Below are 19,763 nucleotides of genomic sequence, written 5' to 3' on the forward strand. Positions count from 1 at the left end.
GAGATCGGCATGACCACCGCACAAGCCGCCGAATCCCAAAACCCATATCTCGAGGGCTTCCTGGCGCCGGTGAGCACCGAGGTAACTGCCACCGACCTGCCGGTCACCGGCCGCATTCCGGAACACCTCGACGGGCGTTATCTGCGTAACGGCCCCAACCCGGTCGCGGAGGTCGACCCGGCCACCTACCACTGGTTCACCGGCGACGCCATGGTGCACGGAGTCGCGCTGCGCGACGGGAAGGCCCGCTGGTATCGCAATCGCTGGGTCCGCACACCCGCGGTGTGCGCCGCCCTGGGCGAGCCCATTTCGGCCCGGCCTCACCCGCGCACCGGGATTATCGAGGGCGGTCCCAACACCAACGTGCTGACCCACGCCGGACGCACCCTGGCCTTGGTTGAGGCCGGCGTGGTCAACTACGAACTCACCGATGAGCTGGACACCGTGGGACCCTGCGACTTCGACGGCACCCTGCACGGCGGTTACACCGCCCATCCGCAGCGTGATCCGCACACGGGTGAACTGCACGCGGTGTCCTACTCGTTCGTCCGCGGACACAGAGTGCAGTACTCGGTGATCGGCACCGACGGACACGCTCGTCGGACGGTCGATATCGAGGTGGCGGGATCGCCGATGATGCACAGCTTCTCCCTGACCGACAACTACGTGGTGATCTACGACCTGCCGGTGACCTTCGACCCAATGCAGGTGGTGCCGGCGTCCGTGCCACGCTGGCTGCGACGGCCCGCCAGGTTGGTGATCCAGTCGGTCCTGGGCCGTGTCCGCATCCCCGACCCGATAGCGGCGTTGGGCAACCGGATGCAGGGTCACTCCGATCGCCTCCCGTACGCCTGGAACCCCAGCTACCCGGCGCGCGTCGGTGTCATGCCGCGCGAGGGTGGCAACGAGGACGTGCGGTGGTTCGACATCGAACCCTGCTACGTATACCACCCACTTAACGCCTACTCGGAGTGCCGGAACGGCGCTGAGGTGCTGGTGTTGGACGTGGTGCGCTACTCACGGATGTTTGATCGCGACCGGCGGGGTCCCGGCGGTGACAGCCGGCCCTCGCTGGATCGCTGGACCATCAACCTGGCGACCGGTGCGGTGACCGCCGAATGCCGCGACGATCGGGCGCAGGAGTTTCCCCGCATCAACGAGACTCTGGTGGGTGGGCCGCATCGCTTCGCCTACACCGTCGGCATCGAGGGTGGGTTTCTCGTCGGCGCCGGCGCTGCGTTGTCGACTCCGCTGTATAAACAGGACTGCGTGACCGGGTCCAGCACGGTCGCCTCGCTCGATCCCGACCTGCTGATCGGCGAGATGGTGTTCGTGCCGAACCCGTCGGCGCGTGCAGAAGATGACGGGATTCTCATGGGCTACGGCTGGCACCGCGGCCGCGACGAAGGCCAGCTGCTCTTGCTGGATGCCCAGACTCTCGAGTCGATCGCCACCGTGCACCTGCCACAGCGTGTGCCGATGGGCTTCCACGGCAACTGGGCGCCGACCACCTGACGGCGCCTCGGGTGCGATACAGTGACTCATACCACACAACGGGCCGGTGGCAGCCACGAGCGTCGACAGAAGGGTTTCCCATGGGCGTCAGCATCGAGGTCAACGGACTAACGAAGTCCTTCGGGTCCTCGAGGATCTGGGAAGATGTCACGCTAACGATCCCCGCCGGGGAGGTCAGCGTGCTGCTGGGCCCATCGGGTACCGGCAAATCGGTGTTTCTGAAATCTCTGATCGGCCTCCTGCGGCCGGAGCGCGGCTCGATCATCATCGACGGCACCGACATCATCGAATGCTCGGCCAAGGAGCTTTACGAGATCCGCACATTGTTCGGCGTGCTGTTTCAGGACGGTGCCCTGTTCGGGTCGATGAACCTCTACGACAACACCGCGTTCCCGTTGCGTGAGCACACCAAGAAAAAGGAAAGCGAGATCCGTGACATCGTCATGGAGAAGCTGGCCCTAGTCGGCCTGGGTGGGGACGAGAAGAAGTTCCCCGGCGAGATCTCCGGCGGGATGCGTAAGCGTGCCGGCCTTGCGCGTGCCCTGGTCCTTGACCCGCAGATCATTCTCTGCGACGAGCCCGACTCGGGTCTGGACCCGGTTCGTACCGCCTACCTGAGCCAGCTGATCATGGACATCAACGCCCAGATCGACGCCACCATCCTGATCGTGACGCACAACATCAACATCGCCCGCACCGTGCCGGACAACATGGGCATGTTGTTCCGCAAGCATTTGGTGATGTTCGGGCCGCGGGAGGTGCTACTCACCAGCGACGAGCCGGTGGTGCGGCAGTTCCTCAACGGCCGGCGCATCGGCCCGATCGGCATGTCCGAGGAGAAGGACGAGGCCACCATGGCCGAAGAGCAGGCCCTGCTCGATGCCGGCCACCACGCGGGCGGTGTCGAGGAAATCGAGGGCGTGCCGCCGCAGATCAGCGCGACACCGGGCATGCCGGAGCGCAAAGCGGTCGCCCGGCGTCAGGCTCGGGTTCGCGAGATGTTGCACACGCTGCCCAAAAAGGCCCAGGCGGCGATCCTCGACGATCTCGAGGGCACGCACAAGTACGCGGTGCACGAAATCGGCCAGTAAGGCGCGCGGCGATGCGACCGCCGGACCGCCGCAATCGGATGATTTCGCGTAACTTGCCGCATACCACCCGGAGACCGAATCGGGTCGGCCGCTGGAGGCGGCGCCTGTTCGGGAGCTGATCACGCAACGTTTGTATCTGCTGCCGACCTTCCGTTGGCGGCTCGCGTAGGTGGCACAGTCCGCGAAGTGCTTGGGCCGCTGATCAAGGCGCTCCCGGAGCACAATCCAGACATGTCAGGCCGTCACCGACGCACAGGCGACGGCCCTCGAGCAGCGTGGGAAGAGCCGGGCTCGTCGAGTGGATCACACATTTCGAGGCGCTCTCGTGTATCGAGCGGCACATCAGCCATGCGTGTCTCCTTGTCCTGCCTTCTCCAGAGGAAACCGCTAGTCGTCGGCGCTGACGACCCTCCGCACTCTGATGTCGGGAAGGTGACGCTCTGCGAGTTCGTAGTCGGCATCGTCGTGGAGGACTACTAGGCCCCTGGCCGCCGCAGTGTCGCAGATCAGCAGATCGACAACCGACAGGGCACCCACCGCTCCCGCCCGGGCGAGGCGGTGCTGTGCCGAATCGATCCACCGCCACACGGATTTCGGCACTGGCACATCGGGGTAGACGTCACCAAACATCCGGCTCATCTGGTCGAACTCGTCCGCATTCCGCGCTGATCGGCAGAACTCGGCTCGTTGCGGTTCGCACGACCCGACGGCCCGCTGAGCAGCGCGGAGTTCCAGGCCTCGGTGGGTTCCGGTTGTCGTTGCAGCCGCCAAACCGCTGAGGAATCCACCAGGAAATAGATCAAATCCCCAGGGCCTTCTCGTCGTCCCGCGCGGCCACCCAGCCCTTGTAGTCCCAGCCTTTCGCCTGCTCGCGCGAGCGGGCCAGGGCCTCGATGCGCCGAAACCGTTCGACGTAATCGCGCATCGCGAGGTTCACGGCTTCCTTCTTTGTGTGCACTGCGGCGATGCGCATCACCTCGGCCAGCGCTTCGTCGTCGAGGTCGATCTGGGTCACCGACACGACGGCCTCCTATGTTGAAGACATATCACATAAACATACGTAACCAACATCGCGAGGAGACCGTCTCGCGCCTGCTCAGGGCAACGATATGGCGCCAGTCAGACCAAGCAGCAATACGATCCCGGGCAATAGGTTGGTCACTTGGTGCGTGACGATGCTGGCCAGTAGACCGCCGGAATAGAACCGTGCCAGCGCGATCGGGATGGCCACCACTACCAGCAGTGGAGCTCGGGCGAACTCGAGATGGGCCAATGCGAAGACCACGGTGGTAACCACCAGCGCCGCCCACCGACCCCAGCGCCGATCCACAGCACCCCAGAGCAGCCCGCGGTAGATGATCTCTTCGCACAGTGGCGCGACGAACACCACGACCAGAAAGACGACCAGCGCCCACGGCCAGGACGCCCGAACGCCACCGAAAATCCTTACTACAGCGGAATTCGCTTCTGGCCCAACGATAGCGGTGTAGACCAGCGACGCCGGAATCGTGACCAGCATTCCGCCGAAACCGAACATCAACCCGAGCCGCAGTCCGCGCCACGACCAGCGCAGCCGCAAGTCGGTGCGGGGGCCGTTGCCGCGGAGCCTGGTGATGAGGATGGCCAGCCCGGCGGCGACCACCGTGGGGGCGGCTAGCGCAAGGGCCAGCACCCCGGCAGACACCGGGCCGTGACCGGTAAGGACAACCGCTAACGAAGTCGAGGCGACCAGGAATACCAGCTCGACGACCAAGAAGGCCCCAAGTCCCCAGCGGTGACTGGGGGCTACGGTATCGGCACGGCCCGCTTCCACGGCTCCGACGGTATCGAAGTGTCACCGCCACCGGCGCTGACGTCGAGCCGGCGGACGGCCGGCTGCTACGCGCGCGGTACCTCGTCGGGCGGATCGGGTTCGGTCGATCGACGCGAAATATGTTGGCGACTGGCAACTTCCGGTGCTTGCCACGGTCTCAACTCTCACCGCCGTGTTGATCCGGACCGACGGATGTGTCGCCGAACCGACCATATCGTGGGCTTGCTGACGCGCTCATCAGTCGGTTCGGGTGGCCACGTGCAACCAGCCCCCGCTCAACACCCCGTGCTCGCCCGGAGTGTTTGACAGGCTTCGTGCAGGCGGGCCGGGGACAGCCGGGTGATGCGGCGTCGGAATGCGGTGCGTGGCAACGTATGAATGTTGTCGAAGTTGACGACGCAGTCGCTCGGAACACGGTCTTCGGCGGCCGTGAGCTCCAATTCCGACACCAGGCCTCGGCGGGTGCGGGTTAGGGCCACCACAACGACCGCGCCGATGCGGTCTGCCACCGGATCTCTGGTAAGGACAAGTACTGGTCTGTCACCACCAGGTGTGGCGGCAAACCACAATTCACCGCGCCGCATCGGCCCAGTCGGCCCAGTCCTCCGCCGGCCCCCAGTCGGCGATCTCAGCCAGTGCGTTCTCGTCGTCCGTCAACGGTCGCTCGGTGTAGGCCTGGACATCCTGGTCCGCGGCCAGCGCGGCCAAGTGACGTCGCAGCGCATCGCGCAGCAGCTCGGAGCGGCCGATGTGTAGGCGACGCGCCCACGCGTCGGCCAGGTCGACGTCGTGGTCGTCGGCGCGGAAGCTGAGCATCGTCATACATCGAGTTTAGAGCGTATGACGTTGTCGGCCGGCGAGCAGACGTCAAAGCCCCCGACACGCCGGGCGTGCGGGGGCTTTTGCGACTGCTCGCCCGGGGCCGTCAGCGGTCGCCGAGCAGGCTGACCATCCCGGCCGCGTCGGGAATGACGTGCACGACATCCGACAGATCGGCGAACGCCGGGTCAGCCGAGACAAGAGCGGTCGCGCCGGCGCTTGCGGCAACCGCCGCGAGCACCGCGTCGCAGGCTTCAAGCCCTGGCGTTGTCTCGAACAGCGTCAGGCCGCGCTTCGAGGTGGCCTCGATTGATGGTGAGCAGCGGCGAGAGCAGTTCGGCATAGTCACGGCCCAGCGCGGCGGCGTCGCTGCGGTCGCGCCGGCGGGTGCGTACGTGGACGAACTCCTGGATCACCTCGGCGGTGGTGGTCGCAGCGATGCGTTCGTCGGCGATTGCCGCGACGAGATCGCGGCAGGGATCGCGGAGTGGATGCTCAGCGCCTTTGGCATAGACGAGGACGGTGGTGTCGAGCACTATCATCCGCGGCGCGCCCGGAGGGCCTCGAGCTCCTGCTTCAGCTCCCGCGGCTCGGGAACGGGCATGTCGGCGGCGTCGAGCAGGCGCCTGCCCGCGGACTTGCGGCGACCGGCGGGGCTGACGAGGCCTCGATCAATGGCCTCGCGCACGACGGTTGCGACCGGGACGCCTCGCTCGCGCGCCACCGCGGTGATGCGGCGGTGGCACTCGTCGTCGAGCAGGATCTGGAGCCGATGCGCGAGACGCATGCTCATACATTTAGCATGCTGAAATTTGGGCGGCGGCTGCCATTGCGGTCGCGTTGACCCGCGGACGGCCCAGACGCTGCGGTTGTAGCGTCGATAGGCACGCGTATTAGGGAGGAACAATGCCGCAGCCAAGAACGCATCTGCCGATTCCCAGTGCTGCTCGCACCGGGCTGATCACGTATGACGCGAAGGATCCCGACAGCACCTATCCGCCGATCGAGCAGCTGCGCCCACCGGCGGGTGCCCCGAATGTGTTGCTGATCCTGCTTGACGATGTCGGGTTCGGTGCGTCGAGCGCGTTCGGAGGCCCATGCAGGACGTCGACGGCGGAACTGCTTGCCGGTAACGGGTTGCGGTACAACCGGTTTCACACCACCGCGCTGTGCTCGCCGACGCGTCAGGCGTTGTTAACTGGACGCAACCATCACTCCGCCGGCATGGGCGGTATCACCGAAATCGCCACCGGTGCACCGGGATACAGCTCAGTACTACCGAACACCATGTCGCCGATCGCGCGGACGCTAAAGCTCAACGGCTACAACACCGCCCAGTTCGGCAAGTGCCACGAAGTCCCGGTCTGGCAGACCAGCCCGGTCGGGCCGTTCGACGCGTGGCCCAGCGGCGGCGGTGGTTTCGAATACTTCTACGGGTTTATCGGTGGCGAGGCTAACCAGTGGTATCCGAGTCTGTACGAGGGCACCACGCCGGTCGAGGTGAACCGCACGCCCGAGGAGGGTTACCATTTCATGGCGGACATGACCGACAAGGCCCTCGGCTGGATCGGACAGCAGAAGGCACTGGCCCCCGACCGGCCGTTCTTCGTGTACTTCGCCCCGGGCGCCACCCACGCGCCCCACCACGTTCCGCGGGAGTGGGCCGACAAGTACCGGGGCCGCTTCGATGTGGGCTGGGACGCACTGCGAGAGGAAACCTTCGCCCGGCAAAAGGAACTCGGGGTGATCCCGGCGGACTGCCAGCTGACCGCGCGGCACGCCGAAATCCCGGCGTGGGACGACATGCCGGAGGACCTCAAACCCGTGCTATGCCGGCAGATGGAGGTCTACGCGGGCTTTCTGGAATACACCGACCACCACGTCGGCCGGCTCGTCGACGGCCTGCAGCGCCTCGGTGTGCTCGACGACACGCTGGTGTTCTACATCATCGGCGACAACGGCGCCTCGGCCGAGGGCACGATCAACGGCACCTACAACGAGATGTTGAACTTCAACGGCCTGGCCGACATCGAGACGCCGCGGTTCATGACCGACCGGCTCGACAAGTTCGGCGGGCCGGAGTCCTACAACCACTATTCGGTGGGTTGGGCGCATGCGATGGATACCCCCTATCAGTGGACCAAACAAGTGGCCTCGCACTGGGGTGGCACGCGTAACGGCACGATTGTGCACTGGCCCAACGGAATTGCCGCCAAGGGGGAGATGCGCTGGCAGTTTCACCACGTCATCGACGTGGCGCCGACCATCCTGGAGGCGGCGGGGTTGCCGGAACCGTTATTCGTCAACGGCGTGCAGCAACACCCCATCGAAGGGGTCAGCATGGCCTATTCGTTCGACGACGCGCAGGCGCCGGATCGACACGAGACGCAATATTTCGAGATGTTCGGAAACCGGGGCATCTACCACAAGGGTTGGACCGCGGTGACCAAGCACAAGACGCCGTGGATTTTGGTTGGCGAGCAGACCGTGGCGTTCGACGACGACGTGTGGGAGCTCTACGACACCACCAAGGATTGGAGCCAGGCCAAAGACTTGGCCAAGGAGATGCCGGAAAAGCTGCATGAGCTACAGCGGCTGTGGCTGATCGAGGCGACGCGCTACAACGTGCTGCCGCTGGACGACGACACCACCGGCCGGATCAACCCCGATCTGGCGGGCAGGCCGGTGCTGATCAGGGGCAACACCCAGGTGCTGTTTTCGAACATGGGCCGGTTGTCGGAGAACTGTGTGCTCAACCTCAAGAACAAATCGCACACGGTGACCGCTGAGATCGAGGTGCCCGAGACCGGTGCTGAGGGCGTGATCGTCGCGCAGGGCGCCAGCATCGGCGGCTGGAGCCTGTATGCCAACGACGGCAAGCTCAAGTACTGCTACAACCTGGGTGGCATCAAGCACTTCTACGCCGAGTCCGCCGACCCGCTGCCGGCCGGCGCCCATCAGGTGCGCATGGAATTCGCTTATGCCGGTGGCGGTTTGGGCAAGGGCGGCGAGGTAACTCTTTATGTCGACGGCCAACAGGTCGGCGAAGGACATGTCGAAGCCACCCTTGCCATCGTCTTCTCGGCCGACGACGGCTGCGATGTCGGCATGGATTCGGGCTCGCCCGTCTCACCCGACTATGCCCCGGGGAGTAACGCGTTCAACGGGCGGATCAAGGGCGTGCAGCTCGCGATCGCCGAGGCCGCCGCTGCTGCGGGCCATCTGGTCGACCCGGAGCACGCGATCCGCATCGCGCTGGCGCGCCAATAGGGCCGCACAGTCAAACGGGGAGGGGACGGCGATGGAAAAGTCACGGTGCCACGCTGTCGCACATGGAGGTGGGTGTGCGGGATCTGCGAAATCGCACAAGTCAGGTGGTCGATGCGGTCAAGGCCGGGGTGCAGGTGACTCTCACGGTACATGGGGAGCCGGTCGCCGATATCGTGCCGCATCGGCGCCGCATCCGCTGGCTGTCGGGGCGCATCTGCGCGATGAGCTCGCCAAGCGCTCGGCCGACCCGCGCCTCACCGATGAACTCAACGACTTGGCCGGTCATACCCTCGACGACCTGTGACCGAGGGCGAGGTCGGGGTAGGCCTGCTAGATACGTCGGTCTTTATTGCGCGCGAGAGCGGCGGTGCAATCGCGGACCTGCCTGAACGCGTGGCGCTTTCGGTTATGACGATCGGTGAGCTGCAACTCGGTGTGCTCAATGCTGGCGATTCGGCGACCCGATCACGACGCGCCGACACCCTCGCGCTAGCGCGCACGGCCGATCAGATCCCTGTCAGTGAAGCGGTGATGATTTCGTTGGCTCGACTCGTCGCGGACTGCCGAGCCGCGGGCGTGCGGCGGTCGGTGAAGTTGACCGACGCTCTCATTGCGGCAACCGCGATCGAGCATGGCCTTCCCCTGGTCACCCGAGATGCCGACTTCGACAAGATTGCGTGCGCGTGTCCCGCTTTATCGGAGATCAAGGTGTGACACCGAGGACTGAAGAAGGTGCCGCTGCACCCTGCCTGATGCCTGACGTCACGATGCCCGTGAAGCGTGATGATGCCCGGGGAGCTTTGGGTGTGGGTCCAGCTTTGTTCGTGGTGAGCGTGAGCAGCTCGCTGGTGAGGGCCAGGAGCTGTCGTTGCACGGCGGATTGATCGATTCGACCGCATCCATCTGGAGCTACTGCCCCAGACCGCACTCGCAGCCTTGGCAAGCCGCTACGCGGGCATTCTCACCTGAGGCAACGAAGGGCGCTATGCGCGCATTGTGGGTGAGTCAACGCGAGGACTTGACGGCAGACGCTAAACGGGTCAATCTGTTGGGCAGCATGCGCCGCATGTGGCCAAAGGAAGTCGAGATCGCCAGCTAGCGCCGATATCCGGGGATGGTTATTGCCGGGTATTTGAGGAATGCGCCGTCCTGCGCTATTGTTGGACGTTGCGCTGGCTACTTCCTGCCCACCTCACCCGCCACTTGACACCGTGGTCTTAGTCTGAGCCCAGTTTGCGGCTCAGCGGTTTAGTTGCGTGCGTGAGATCCGGACAGATCGTTCGCCGGCCGAAACCGACAAAATTATCGCGGCGAACGGGCCCGTGGGCACCGCTCCTCTAAGGGCTCTCGTTGGTCGCATGAAGTGCTGGAAGGATGCATCTTGGCAGATTCCCGCCAGAGCAAAACAGCCGCTAGTCCTAGTCCGAGTCGCCCGCAAAGTTCCTCGAATAACTCCGTACCCGGAGCGCCAAACCGGGTCTCCTTTGCTAAGCTGCGCGAACCACTTGAGGTTCCGGGACTCCTTGACGTCCAGACCGATTCGTTCGAGTGGCTGATCGGTTCGCCGCGCTGGCGCGAATCCGCCGCCGAGCGGGGTGATGTCAACCCAGTGGGTGGCCTGGAAGAGGTGCTCTACGAGCTGTCTCCGATCGAGGACTTCTCCGGGTCGATGTCGTTGTCGTTCTCTGACCCTCGTTTCGACGATGTCAAGGCACCCGTCGACGAGTGCAAAGACAAGGACATGACGTACGCGGCTCCACTGTTCGTCACCGCCGAGTTCATCAACAACAACACCGGTGAGATCAAGAGTCAGACGGTGTTCATGGGTGACTTCCCGATGATGACCGAGAAGGGCACGTTCATCATCAACGGGACCGAGCGTGTGGTGGTCAGCCAGCTGGTGCGGTCGCCCGGGGTGTACTTCGACGAGACCATTGACAAGTCCACCGACAAGACGCTGCACAGCGTCAAGGTGATCCCGAGCCGCGGCGCGTGGCTCGAGTTTGACGTCGACAAGCGCGACACCGTCGGCGTGCGCATCGACCGCAAACGCCGGCAACCGGTCACCGTGCTGCTCAAGGCGCTGGGCTGGACCAGCGAGCAGATTGTCGAGCGGTTCGGGTTCTCCGAGATCATGCGATCGACGCTGGAGAAGGACAACACCGTCGGCACCGACGAGGCGCTGTTGGACATCTACCGCAAGCTGCGTCCGGGCGAGCCCCCGACCAAAGAGTCAGCGCAGACGCTGTTGGAAAACTTGTTCTTCAAGGAGAAGCGCTACGACCTGGCTCGCGTCGGTCGCTATAAGGTCAACAAGAAGCTCGGGCTGCATGTCGGCGAGCCCATCACGTCGTCGACGCTGACCGAAGAAGACGTCGTGGCCACCGTCGAATATCTGGTCCGCTTGCACGAGGGTCAGACCACGATGACCGTTCCGGGCGGCGTCGAGGTGCCGGTGGAAACCGACGACATCGACCACTTCGGCAACCGCCGCCTGCGTACGGTCGGCGAGCTGATCCAAAACCAGATCCGGGTCGGCATGTCGCGGATGGAGCGGGTGGTCCGGGAGCGGATGACCACCCAGGACGTGGAGGCGATCACACCGCAGACGTTGATCAACATCCGGCCGGTGGTCGCCGCGATCAAGGAGTTCTTCGGCACCAGCCAGCTGAGCCAATTCATGGACCAGAACAACCCGCTGTCGGGGTTGACCCACAAGCGCCGACTGTCGGCGCTGGGGCCCGGCGGTCTGTCACGTGAGCGTGCCGGGCTGGAGGTCCGCGACGTGCACCCGTCGCACTACGGCCGGATGTGCCCGATCGAAACCCCTGAGGGGCCCAACATCGGTCTGATCGGCTCGCTGTCGGTGTACGCGCGGGTCAACCCGTTCGGGTTCATCGAAACGCCGTACCGCAAGGTGGTCGACGGCGTGGTTAGCGACGAGATCGTGTACCTGACCGCCGACGAGGAGGACCGCCACGTGGTGGCACAGGCCAATTCGCCGATCGATGCGGACGGTCGCTTCGTCGAGCCGCGCGTGCTGGTCCGCCGCAAGGCGGGCGAGGTGGAGTACGTGCCCTCGTCCGAGGTGGACTACATGGACGTCTCGCCCCGCCAGATGGTGTCGGTGGCCACCGCGATGATTCCATTCCTGGAGCACGACGACGCCAACCGTGCCCTCATGGGGGCAAACATGCAGCGCCAGGCGGTGCCGCTGGTCCGTAGCGAGGCCCCGCTGGTGGGCACCGGGATGGAGCTGCGCGCGGCGATCGACGCCGGCGACGTCGTCGTCGCCGAAGAAAGCGGCGTCATCGAGGAGGTGTCGGCCGACTACATCACTGTGATGCACGACAACGGCACCCGGCGTACCTACCGGATGCGCAAGTTTGCCCGGTCCAACCACGGCACTTGCGCCAACCAGTGCCCCATCGTGGACGCGGGCGACCGAGTCGAGGCCGGTCAGGTGATCGCCGACGGTCCCTGTACTGACGACGGCGAGATGGCGCTGGGCAAGAACCTGCTGGTGGCCATCATGCCGTGGGAGGGCCACAACTACGAGGACGCGATCATCCTGTCCAACCGCCTGGTCGAAGAGGACGTGCTCACCTCGATCCACATCGAGGAGCATGAGATCGATGCTCGCGACACCAAGCTGGGTGCGGAGGAGATCACCCGCGACATCCCGAACATCTCCGACGAGGTGCTCGCCGACCTGGATGAGCGGGGCATCGTGCGCATCGGTGCCGAGGTTCGCGACGGGGACATCCTGGTCGGCAAGGTCACCCCGAAGGGTGAGACCGAGCTGACGCCGGAGGAGCGGCTGCTGCGTGCCATCTTCGGTGAGAAGGCCCGCGAGGTGCGCGACACTTCGCTGAAGGTGCCGCACGGCGAATCCGGCAAGGTGATCGGCATTCGGGTGTTTTCCCGCGAGGACGAGGACGAGTTGCCGGCCGGTGTCAACGAGCTGGTGCGTGTGTATGTGGCTCAGAAACGCAAGATCTCCGACGGTGACAAGCTGGCCGGCCGGCACGGCAACAAGGGCGTGATCGGCAAGATCCTGCCGGTTGAGGACATGCCGTTCCTTGCCGACGGCACCCCGGTGGACATTATTTTGAACACCCACGGCGTGCCGCGACGGATGAACATCGGCCAGATTTTGGAGACCCACCTGGGTTGGTGTGCCCACAGCGGCTGGAAGGTCGACGCCGCCAAGGGGGTTCCGGACTGGGCCGCCAGGCTGCCCGACGAACTGCTCGAGGCGCAGCCGAACGCCATTGTGTCGACGCCGGTGTTCGACGGCGCCCAGGAGGCCGAGCTGCAGGGCCTGTTGTCGTGCACGCTGCCCAACCGCGACGGTGACGTGCTGGTCGACGCCGACGGCAAGGCCATGCTCTTCGACGGGCGCAGCGGCGAGCCGTTCCCGTACCCGGTCACGGTTGGCTACATGTACATCATGAAGCTGCACCACCTGGTGGACGACAAGATCCACGCCCGCTCCACCGGGCCGTACTCGATGATCACCCAGCAGCCGCTGGGCGGTAAGGCGCAGTTCGGTGGCCAGCGGTTCGGGGAGATGGAGTGCTGGGCCATGCAGGCCTACGGTGCCGCCTACACCCTGCAGGAGCTGTTGACCATCAAGTCCGATGACACCGTCGGCCGCGTCAAGGTGTACGAGGCGATCGTCAAGGGTGAGAACATCCCGGAGCCGGGCATCCCCGAGTCGTTCAAGGTGCTGCTCAAAGAACTGCAGTCGCTGTGCCTCAACGTCGAGGTGCTATCGAGTGACGGTGCGGCGATCGAACTGCGCGAAGGTGAGGACGAGGACCTGGAGCGCGCCGCGGCCAACCTGGGAATCAATCTGTCCCGCAACGAATCCGCAAGTGTCGAGGATCTTGCGTAAAGCTGTCGCAAAATTACTAAACCCGTTAGGGGAAAGGGAGTTACGTGCTCGACGTCAACTTCTTCGATGAACTCCGCATCGGTCTTGCTACCGCGGAGGACATCAGGCAATGGTCCTATGGCGAGGTCAAAAAGCCGGAGACGATCAACTACCGCACGCTTAAGCCGGAGAAGGACGGCCTGTTCTGCGAGAAGATCTTCGGGCCGACTCGCGACTGGGAATGCTACTGCGGCAAGTACAAGCGGGTGCGCTTCAAGGGCATCATCTGCGAGCGCTGCGGCGTCGAGGTGACCCGCGCCAAGGTGCGTCGTGAGCGGATGGGCCACATCGAGCTCGCCGCGCCCGTCACCCACATCTGGTACTTCAAGGGTGTGCCCTCGCGGCTGGGGTATCTGCTGGACCTGGCCCCGAAGGACCTGGAGAAGATCATCTACTTCGCTGCCTACGTGATCACCTCGGTCGACGAGGAGATGCGCCACAATGAGCTCTCCACGCTCGAGGCCGAAATGGCGGTGGAGCGCAAGGCCGTCGAAGACCAGCGCGACGGCGAACTAGAGGCCCGGGCGCAAAAGCTGGAGGCCGACCTGGCCGAGCTGGAGGCCGAGGGCGCCAAGGCCGATGCGCGGCGCAAGGTTCGCGACGGCGGCGAGCGCGAGATGCGCCAGATCCGTGACCGCGCGCAGCGTGAGCTGGACCGGTTGGAGGACATCTGGAGCACTTTCACCAAGCTGGCGCCCAAGCAGCTGATCGTCGACGAAAACCTCTACCGCGAACTCGTCGATCGCTACGGCGAGTACTTCACCGGTGCGATGGGCGCGGAGTCGATTCAGAAGTTGATCGAGAACTTCGACATCGACGCCGAAGCCGAGGCGTTGCGTGAGGTCATCCGAAACGGCAAGGGGCAGAAGAAGCTTCGCGCTCTCAAGCGGCTCAAGGTGGTTGCGGCGTTTCAGCAGTCGGGCAACTCACCGATGGGCATGGTGCTCGACGCCGTCCCGGTGATCCCGCCGGAGCTACGCCCGATGGTGCAGCTCGACGGTGGCCGGTTCGCCACGTCCGACTTGAACGACCTGTACCGCCGGGTGATCAACCGCAACAACCGGCTGAAAAGGCTGATCGATCTGGGTGCGCCGGAAATCATCGTCAACAACGAGAAGCGGATGCTGCAGGAGTCCGTGGATGCGTTGTTCGACAACGGTCGTCGCGGTCGCCCGGTCACCGGGCCGGGTAACCGTCCGCTCAAGTCGCTGTCGGATCTGCTCAAGGGCAAGCAGGGCCGGTTCCGGCAGAACCTGCTCGGCAAGCGGGTCGACTACTCGGGCCGCAGCGTCATCGTGGTCGGCCCGCAGCTCAAGCTGCACCAGTGCGGTCTGCCCAAGCTGATGGCGCTGGAGCTGTTCAAGCCGTTCGTGATGAAGCGGCTGGTGGACCTCAACCATGCGCAGAACATCAAGAGCGCCAAGCGCATGGTGGAGCGCCAGCGCCCCCAAGTGTGGGATGTGCTCGAAGAGGTCATCGCCGAGCACCCGGTGTTGCTGAACCGCGCACCCACCCTGCACCGGTTGGGTATCCAGGCCTTCGAGCCAATGCTGGTGGAAGGCAAGGCCATTCAGCTGCACCCGTTGGTGTGTGAGGCGTTCAATGCCGACTTCGACGGTGACCAGATGGCCGTGCATCTGCCTTTGAGCGCCGAAGCGCAGGCCGAGGCTCGCATTTTGATGTTGTCCTCCAACAACATCCTGTCGCCGGCATCTGGACGTCCGTTGGCCATGCCGCGGCTGGACATGGTGACCGGGCTGTACTACCTGACCACCGAGGTCCCCGGGAACACCGGCGAATACCAGCCGGCCAGCGGGGATCACCCGGAGACTGGTGTCTACTCTTCGCCGGCCGAAGCGATCATGGCGGCCGACCGCGGTGTCTTGAGCGTGCGGGCCAAGATCAAGGTGCGGCTGACCCAGCTGCGGCCGCCGGTCGAGATCGAGGCCGAGCTATTCGGCCACAGCGGCTGGCAGCCGGGCGATGCGTGGATGGCCGAGACCACGCTGGGCCGGGTGATGTTCAACGAGCTGCTGCCGCTGGGCTATCCGTTCGTCAACAAGCAGATGCACAAGAAGGTGCAGGCCGCCATCATCAACGACCTGGCCGAGCGCTACCCGATGATCGTGGTCGCCCAGACCGTCGACAAGCTCAAGGACGCCGGCTTCTACTGGGCCACCCGCAGCGGCGTGACGGTGTCGATGGCCGACGTGCTGGTGCCGCCGCGCAAGAAGGAGATCCTCGACCACTACGAGGAGCGCGCGGACAAGGTCGAAAAGCAGTTCCAGCGTGGCGCTTTGAACCACGACGAGCGCAACGAGGCGCTGGTGGAGATTTGGAAGGAAGCCACCGACGAGGTCGGTCAGGCGTTGCGGGAGCACTACCCCGACGACAACCCGATCATCACCATCGTCGACTCCGGCGCCACCGGCAACTTCACCCAGACTCGAACGCTGGCCGGTATGAAGGGCCTGGTGACCAACCCGAAGGGTGAGTTCATCCCGCGTCCGGTCAAGTCCTCCTTCCGTGAGGGCCTGACCGTGCTGGAGTACTTCATCAACACCCACGGCGCTCGAAAGGGCTTGGCGGACACCGCGTTGCGCACCGCCGACTCCGGCTACCTGACCCGACGTCTGGTGGACGTGTCCCAGGACGTGATCGTGCGCGAGCACGACTGCCAGACCGAGCGCGGCATCGTCGTCGAGCTGGCCGAGCGTGCACCCGACGGCACGCTGATCCGCGACCCGTACATCGAAACCTCGGCCTACGCGCGGACCCTGGGCACCGGCGCGGTCGACGAGGCCGGCAACGTCATCGTCGAGCGTGGTCAAGACCTGGGCGATCCGGAGATTGACGCTCTGTTGGCTGCTGGTATTACCCAGGTCAAGGTGCGTTCGGTGCTGACGTGTGCCACCAGCACCGGCGTGTGCGCGACCTGCTACGGGCGTTCCATGGCCACCGGCAAGCTGGTCGACATCGGTGAAGCCGTCGGCATCGTGGCCGCCCAGTCCATCGGCGAACCCGGCACCCAGCTGACCATGCGCACCTTCCACCAGGGTGGCGTCGGTGAGGACATCACCGGTGGTCTGCCCCGGGTGCAGGAGCTGTTCGAGGCCCGGGTACCGCGTGGCAAGGCGCCGATCGCCGACGTCACCGGCCGGGTTCGGCTCGAGGACGGCGAGCGGTTCTACAAGATCACCATCGTTCCTGACGACGGCGGTGAGGAAGTGGTCTACGACAAGATCTCCAAGCGGCAGCGGCTGCGGGTGTTCAAGCACGAAGACGGTTCCGAACGGGTGCTCTCCGATGGTGACCACGTCGAGGTGGGCCAGCAGCTGATGGAAGGCTCGGCCGACCCGCATGAGGTGCTGCGGGTGCAGGGCCCCCGCGAGGTGCAGATACACCTGGTTCGCGAGGTCCAGGAGGTCTACCGCGCCCAAGGTGTGTCGATCCACGACAAGCACATCGAGGTGATCGTTCGCCAGATGCTGCGCCGGGTGACCATTATCGACTCGGGCTCGACGGAGTTTTTGCCCGGCTCGCTGATCGACCGCGCGGAGTTCGAGGCAGAGAACCGCCGGGTGGTGGCCGAGGGCGGTGAGCCCGCGGCCGGCCGTCCGGTGCTGATGGGCATCACGAAGGCGTCGCTGGCCACCGACTCGTGGCTGTCGGCGGCGTCGTTCCAGGAGACCACTCGAGTGCTGACCGATGCGGCGATCAACTGCCGCAGCGATAAGCTCAACGGTCTGAAGGAAAACGTGATCATCGGCAAGCTGATCCCGGCCGGTACCGGTATCAACCGCTACCGCAACATCGCGGTGCAGCCCACCGAGGAGGCCCGCGCTGCGGCGTACACCATCCCGTCGTATGAGGATCAGTACTACAGCCCGGACTTCGGTGCGGCCACCGGTGCTGCCGTCCCGCTGGACGACTACGGCTACAGCGACTACCGCTAGGTGGGCGAGCAGACGCAGAATCGCACGCGAAATACCTGCGCGATGCGATTCTGCGTCTGCTCGCCGTGGTGGATGAGCCGGTCTTGCATCGCCAACGCGGGAAACTATGCATGCGTTGGGGCACGACGCCGGCCTGGCCGCCAGATTGGCGCTGCCCACCGCCCCGTTCAACATGAGTGGCAATCCCGCCATCTGCCTGCCTGCGGGGGACACGTCGTGAGGAACCCCGGTCGGGGTTTAGTTCATCGGCCGTGAATTCGCCGAACGGTTGCTCGTCCAAGCCGGCCACGCATTCCAGCAGGCCACTGCGTTCCATCGCCGACGCCCAGGCATGGCCTGGGTTGGTGATTGCGGCCGCCGAGTCAGCCAACCGTGAACTCGCGCGTCGTCGCGCTGAACGCTGTAAGCATGCCGTTGCGATCGCGTGCGGTGCCGTGGTGGACGATGCGGTATTGCCCGGGCGTGGTATCGCCGGGAACATCCCAGCGAATGCTGACATGCGATCCGGCCCGCCCTTGGCGCTGCCAGCGAAAGCTCGTGGCCCAGTCGCCGTCGTCAGCAATCCGCACCCAGCTGGCACCTTCCCGGCGGACCACTTCCAGGTAGGTGCCGCCGCGGCGCAGATCGTTATTGGGCAGCGCGCTGACGAATACAGCTTCCACGGCCTGACCGGGTCGGTACGTCGCCAAGGGCTCGGCGATGACCGCTCCGAACGATCCGGCATCGGCCGGCGCGCCGCGCACCCAGCTCAGCTCCCGGGTGGGCCGCGGCCGGCAACCGGGCATCACCGGACGGCCGTCGCGCATGGCCTCGGCGAGTTCGGCCACGGTCTGCATGAGGGCGCACAGTTCCCATCGACCGAACAACGTGCTACCGCCCTCGTAACGCTGTTCAAGATACTCTTCGGGCGTTGTCACGTAATGGATGTAGGCGTTGGTGTAGCCCACGCAGAGCACGTCGGCCAGCTCGGCGCCAACAATCGAAGCCACCGTGCGGCGCAGCCTAAGCCCCGCGACGATGGTCGGTTCGCCCGGAATACCGATCAGATAGAGGCGACCGATCCGCACGAGCTGAACGGGAACGATCTCCTGGACAAAGGGGTGTATCCGGTTCGGCAGGCGTGCGGGCATCACAATGCCTTTGGGGGCCTGCGCCGCTGCCGCCGACCTTGCCAGCCGATACATGGCGCGGGATAGTCTGTCCCAGAACGGGTTTCGGCCTTGGCGAAAGCCGTGGAAGCCCGGGCCCTCGTCGGTGCCTGCCATGCACCCGGCGCCAAACATCGGACGCCCGGTACGGCGCTCCTGACCGTCTGGTGTGTATTCGCCGCGCACGAGCACAGAACCGAGATCGACATAGGTGAACCGGGCATCAATGCCAGCGCCGATGGGCGTCGCTCCGCTCAACTGCGTGAAAGCATCCTCGAACTGGCACAACCCGGTACGACGGGTGTTGTCGAATTCCCGGTCTGGTGGGGCCTCGGGAGAAAGGGGCCCGTCGACATTCGGGCTCATGTCGCCCGGATTCGTCTGTGCGAAGGCGGCGATGAAGTCGGGCTGGCCGGCGAGATAATCCGCGCCGCCCACGGTGCGTTCCCAGTGATAGGCCGCGAAACCCTTGTTGTCTCCGGAGATGAGGTGGTTGCGATTCGTCATGCTCGTGCCGTGGGTGGCGAAGAAATGGATCGCGCCCACGGTGGTCTCGCCCCGGTCGATACGCACGAGCGTGGTATGGGGGTCGACGCGTTTCGGGAAGAACGCCTTGTCGGCCGGCGGGTTGCGGTCGAACGCTGCCGGGGATCGATTGATGCTTGCGCCGTACAGCTCGCCGTGCGAGAGCGAAACCTCGGCGGGCGCCACGTCGGCATGCGCATGTTCCACCGATTCGACAATTCCGTCGACGATCGCCGCAAAGGTCGCCGGCCGAAAGCCGCTCGTGGTCAGGTTGTACAGCAGGTATCCGCAGTATCCGCCGGGCCCGGCGTGGGTGTGGGTCGCCGTGATCAGTGTGTTGTGCTCCGAGTAGGTATCGCCGTACAAATCGGCCAACCGGCGCAGCACTTCCTCATTCACGTTTTGCATGGGCAGCGGCAGTTCGGCGACAATCAGCAGCAACCGCGCGTTCCCGTCCTGGGAATCGTCCCGGAATACAAACGCCCGTGACCTCAGTCGCTGGTGAATGCCGGCGGTGCGCTGGTCGGACTTGCCGTAGCCGAGCATGCCGCAGTCCGCCGCCTCACCAGTGATGTCGGCGATGCCGCGCCCTACACTAAGCATTGCCTAATCCTCCGCACCAGCAGCAAATTTCACGAGCGCTGACTACGCGCTGCTCCGGGGAAACGTATCCCACAAGGAGAAACA

General features: G+C 64.9%; 13 protein-coding genes and 4 pseudogenes. 9 read left to right on the forward strand and 8 right to left on the reverse strand.

From position 1 onward, the window contains the following. The first annotated feature begins 9 nt into the window (after nucleotides 1-9). Together MCAN_RS03395 and MCAN_RS03400 are read left to right on the forward strand one after the other, a co-directional pair. Nucleotides 10-1,515: a carotenoid cleavage oxygenase gene (locus MCAN_RS03395; protein WP_014000339.1), complete on the forward strand. Its 1,506-nt coding sequence runs from the start codon at nucleotides 10-12 to the stop codon at nucleotides 1,513-1,515. A gap of 80 nt (nucleotides 1,516-1,595) precedes the next feature. After that, nucleotides 1,596-2,606: an ABC transporter ATP-binding protein gene (locus tag MCAN_RS03400; RefSeq protein WP_003911248.1), complete on the forward strand. Its 1,011-nt coding sequence runs from the start codon at nucleotides 1,596-1,598 to the stop codon at nucleotides 2,604-2,606. Between the two features lie 387 nt (nucleotides 2,607-2,993). Here the strand turns inward: MCAN_RS03400 and MCAN_RS03405 are convergent, their stop codons facing one another. The 7 genes and pseudogenes from MCAN_RS03405 to MCAN_RS03435 form a co-directional block, all read right to left on the reverse strand. Next, nucleotides 2,994-3,377, reverse strand: a complete 384-nt coding sequence (locus MCAN_RS03405) for a ribonuclease VapC6 (protein ID WP_003403365.1) — start codon at nucleotides 3,375-3,377, stop codon at nucleotides 2,994-2,996. 97 nt (nucleotides 3,378-3,474) lie between these two features. Further along, nucleotides 3,475-3,627: pseudogene (locus MCAN_RS03410) on the reverse strand (type II toxin-antitoxin system VapB family antitoxin); the annotation flags it as partial. A 75-nt stretch (nucleotides 3,628-3,702) separates the two neighbouring features. Next, nucleotides 3,703-4,419, reverse strand: coding sequence for a CPBP family intramembrane glutamic endopeptidase (locus MCAN_RS03415; RefSeq protein ID WP_003403371.1), 717 nt, complete (start codon nucleotides 4,417-4,419; stop codon nucleotides 3,703-3,705). Nucleotides 4,420-4,694: 275 nt separating this feature from the next. Further along, nucleotides 4,695-5,003 carry a type II toxin-antitoxin system PemK/MazF family toxin gene (locus tag MCAN_RS03420; RefSeq protein WP_014000341.1) on the reverse strand — a complete coding sequence of 103 codons (309 nt, stop codon included), beginning with the start codon at nucleotides 5,001-5,003 and terminating at the stop codon, nucleotides 4,695-4,697. Continuing rightward, complete coding sequence (locus tag MCAN_RS03425) at nucleotides 4,990-5,235, reverse strand: ribbon-helix-helix protein, CopG family (protein WP_003403381.1); 246 nt, start codon at nucleotides 5,233-5,235, stop codon at nucleotides 4,990-4,992. The genes MCAN_RS03420 and MCAN_RS03425 overlap by 14 nt, the downstream gene beginning before the upstream one ends. 109 nt (nucleotides 5,236-5,344) lie before the next feature. Beyond that, a pseudogene (locus tag MCAN_RS03430) lies at nucleotides 5,345-5,780 on the reverse strand (type II toxin-antitoxin system VapC family toxin). Beyond that, the gene (locus MCAN_RS03435) at nucleotides 5,777-6,031 is read right to left on the reverse strand and encodes an antitoxin (RefSeq protein ID WP_162139305.1); all 255 of its coding nucleotides are present in this window, start codon (nucleotides 6,029-6,031) and stop codon (nucleotides 5,777-5,779) included. Before MCAN_RS03435 ends, MCAN_RS03430 begins: the two are co-directional and overlap by 4 nt. Nucleotides 6,032-6,144: 113 nt before the next feature. Here MCAN_RS03435 and atsD point away from each other — a divergent pair, with 113 nt between their 5' ends. The 7 genes and pseudogenes from atsD to MCAN_RS23915 form a co-directional block, all read left to right on the forward strand. Further along, nucleotides 6,145-8,508 (forward strand): arylsulfatase AtsD, encoded by a 2,364-nt coding sequence (gene atsD, locus MCAN_RS03440; protein ID WP_014000343.1) that lies wholly within the window; start codon nucleotides 6,145-6,147, stop codon nucleotides 8,506-8,508. A gap of 62 nt (nucleotides 8,509-8,570) precedes the next feature. Then, nucleotides 8,571-8,897, forward strand: a complete 327-nt coding sequence (locus tag MCAN_RS03445) for a type II toxin-antitoxin system Phd/YefM family antitoxin (protein WP_162139306.1) — start codon at nucleotides 8,571-8,573, stop codon at nucleotides 8,895-8,897. After that, a pseudogene (locus MCAN_RS03450) lies at nucleotides 8,809-9,132 on the forward strand (PIN domain-containing protein); the annotation flags it as partial. The gene MCAN_RS03445 and the pseudogene MCAN_RS03450, both read left to right, overlap by 89 nt. 86 nt (nucleotides 9,133-9,218) lie before the next feature. Further along, nucleotides 9,219-9,392 (forward strand): hypothetical protein, encoded by a 174-nt coding sequence (locus tag MCAN_RS03455; protein ID WP_014000346.1) that lies wholly within the window; start codon nucleotides 9,219-9,221, stop codon nucleotides 9,390-9,392. Nucleotides 9,393-9,889: 497 nt separating this feature from the next. Continuing rightward, a complete protein-coding gene (rpoB, locus tag MCAN_RS03460; RefSeq protein ID WP_014000348.1) occupies nucleotides 9,890-13,408 on the forward strand; it encodes a DNA-directed RNA polymerase subunit beta in 3,519 nt (1,172 codons plus the stop codon). Nucleotides 13,409-13,452: 44 nt separating this feature from the next. Continuing rightward, nucleotides 13,453-17,403 (forward strand): DNA-directed RNA polymerase subunit beta', encoded by a 3,951-nt coding sequence (locus MCAN_RS03465; RefSeq protein ID WP_014000349.1) that lies wholly within the window; start codon nucleotides 13,453-13,455, stop codon nucleotides 17,401-17,403. A gap of 76 nt (nucleotides 17,404-17,479) precedes the next feature. Continuing rightward, nucleotides 17,480-17,779: pseudogene (locus tag MCAN_RS23915) on the forward strand (amidase family protein); the annotation flags it as partial. On the opposite strand, the gene MCAN_RS03475 reads toward MCAN_RS23915, so the two are convergent. Continuing rightward, complete coding sequence (locus MCAN_RS03475) at nucleotides 17,766-19,679, reverse strand: neutral ceramidase (RefSeq protein WP_014000350.1); 1,914 nt, start codon at nucleotides 19,677-19,679, stop codon at nucleotides 17,766-17,768. The pseudogene MCAN_RS23915 and the gene MCAN_RS03475 sit on opposite strands and share 14 nt — an antisense overlap. Nucleotides 19,680-19,763 lie beyond the last annotated feature (84 nt).

The sequence above is a fragment of the Mycobacterium canetti CIPT 140010059 genome (assembly GCF_000253375.1).
GTDB lineage: Bacteria > Actinomycetota > Actinomycetes > Mycobacteriales > Mycobacteriaceae > Mycobacterium > Mycobacterium tuberculosis.

Coding starts and splice junctions, on each gene's coding strand:
- MCAN_RS03395 (WP_014000339.1), top strand. CDS start 10: ATGACCACCGCACAAGCCGCCGAATCCCAAAACCCATATCTCGAGGGC.
- MCAN_RS03400 (WP_003911248.1), top strand. CDS start 1,596: ATGGGCGTCAGCATCGAGGTCAACGGACTAACGAAGTCCTTCGGGTCC.
- MCAN_RS03420 (WP_014000341.1), bottom strand. CDS start 5,003: ATGCGGCGCGGTGAATTGTGGTTTGCCGCCACACCTGGTGGTGACAGA.
- MCAN_RS03425 (WP_003403381.1), bottom strand. CDS start 5,235: ATGCTCAGCTTCCGCGCCGACGACCACGACGTCGACCTGGCCGACGCG.
- MCAN_RS03435 (WP_162139305.1), bottom strand. CDS start 6,031: ATGAGCATGCGTCTCGCGCATCGGCTCCAGATCCTGCTCGACGACGAG.
- atsD (WP_014000343.1), top strand. CDS start 6,145: ATGCCGCAGCCAAGAACGCATCTGCCGATTCCCAGTGCTGCTCGCACC.
- MCAN_RS03445 (WP_162139306.1), top strand. CDS start 8,571: ATGGAGGTGGGTGTGCGGGATCTGCGAAATCGCACAAGTCAGGTGGTC.
- MCAN_RS03475 (WP_014000350.1), bottom strand. CDS start 19,679: ATGCTTAGTGTAGGGCGCGGCATCGCCGACATCACTGGTGAGGCGGCG.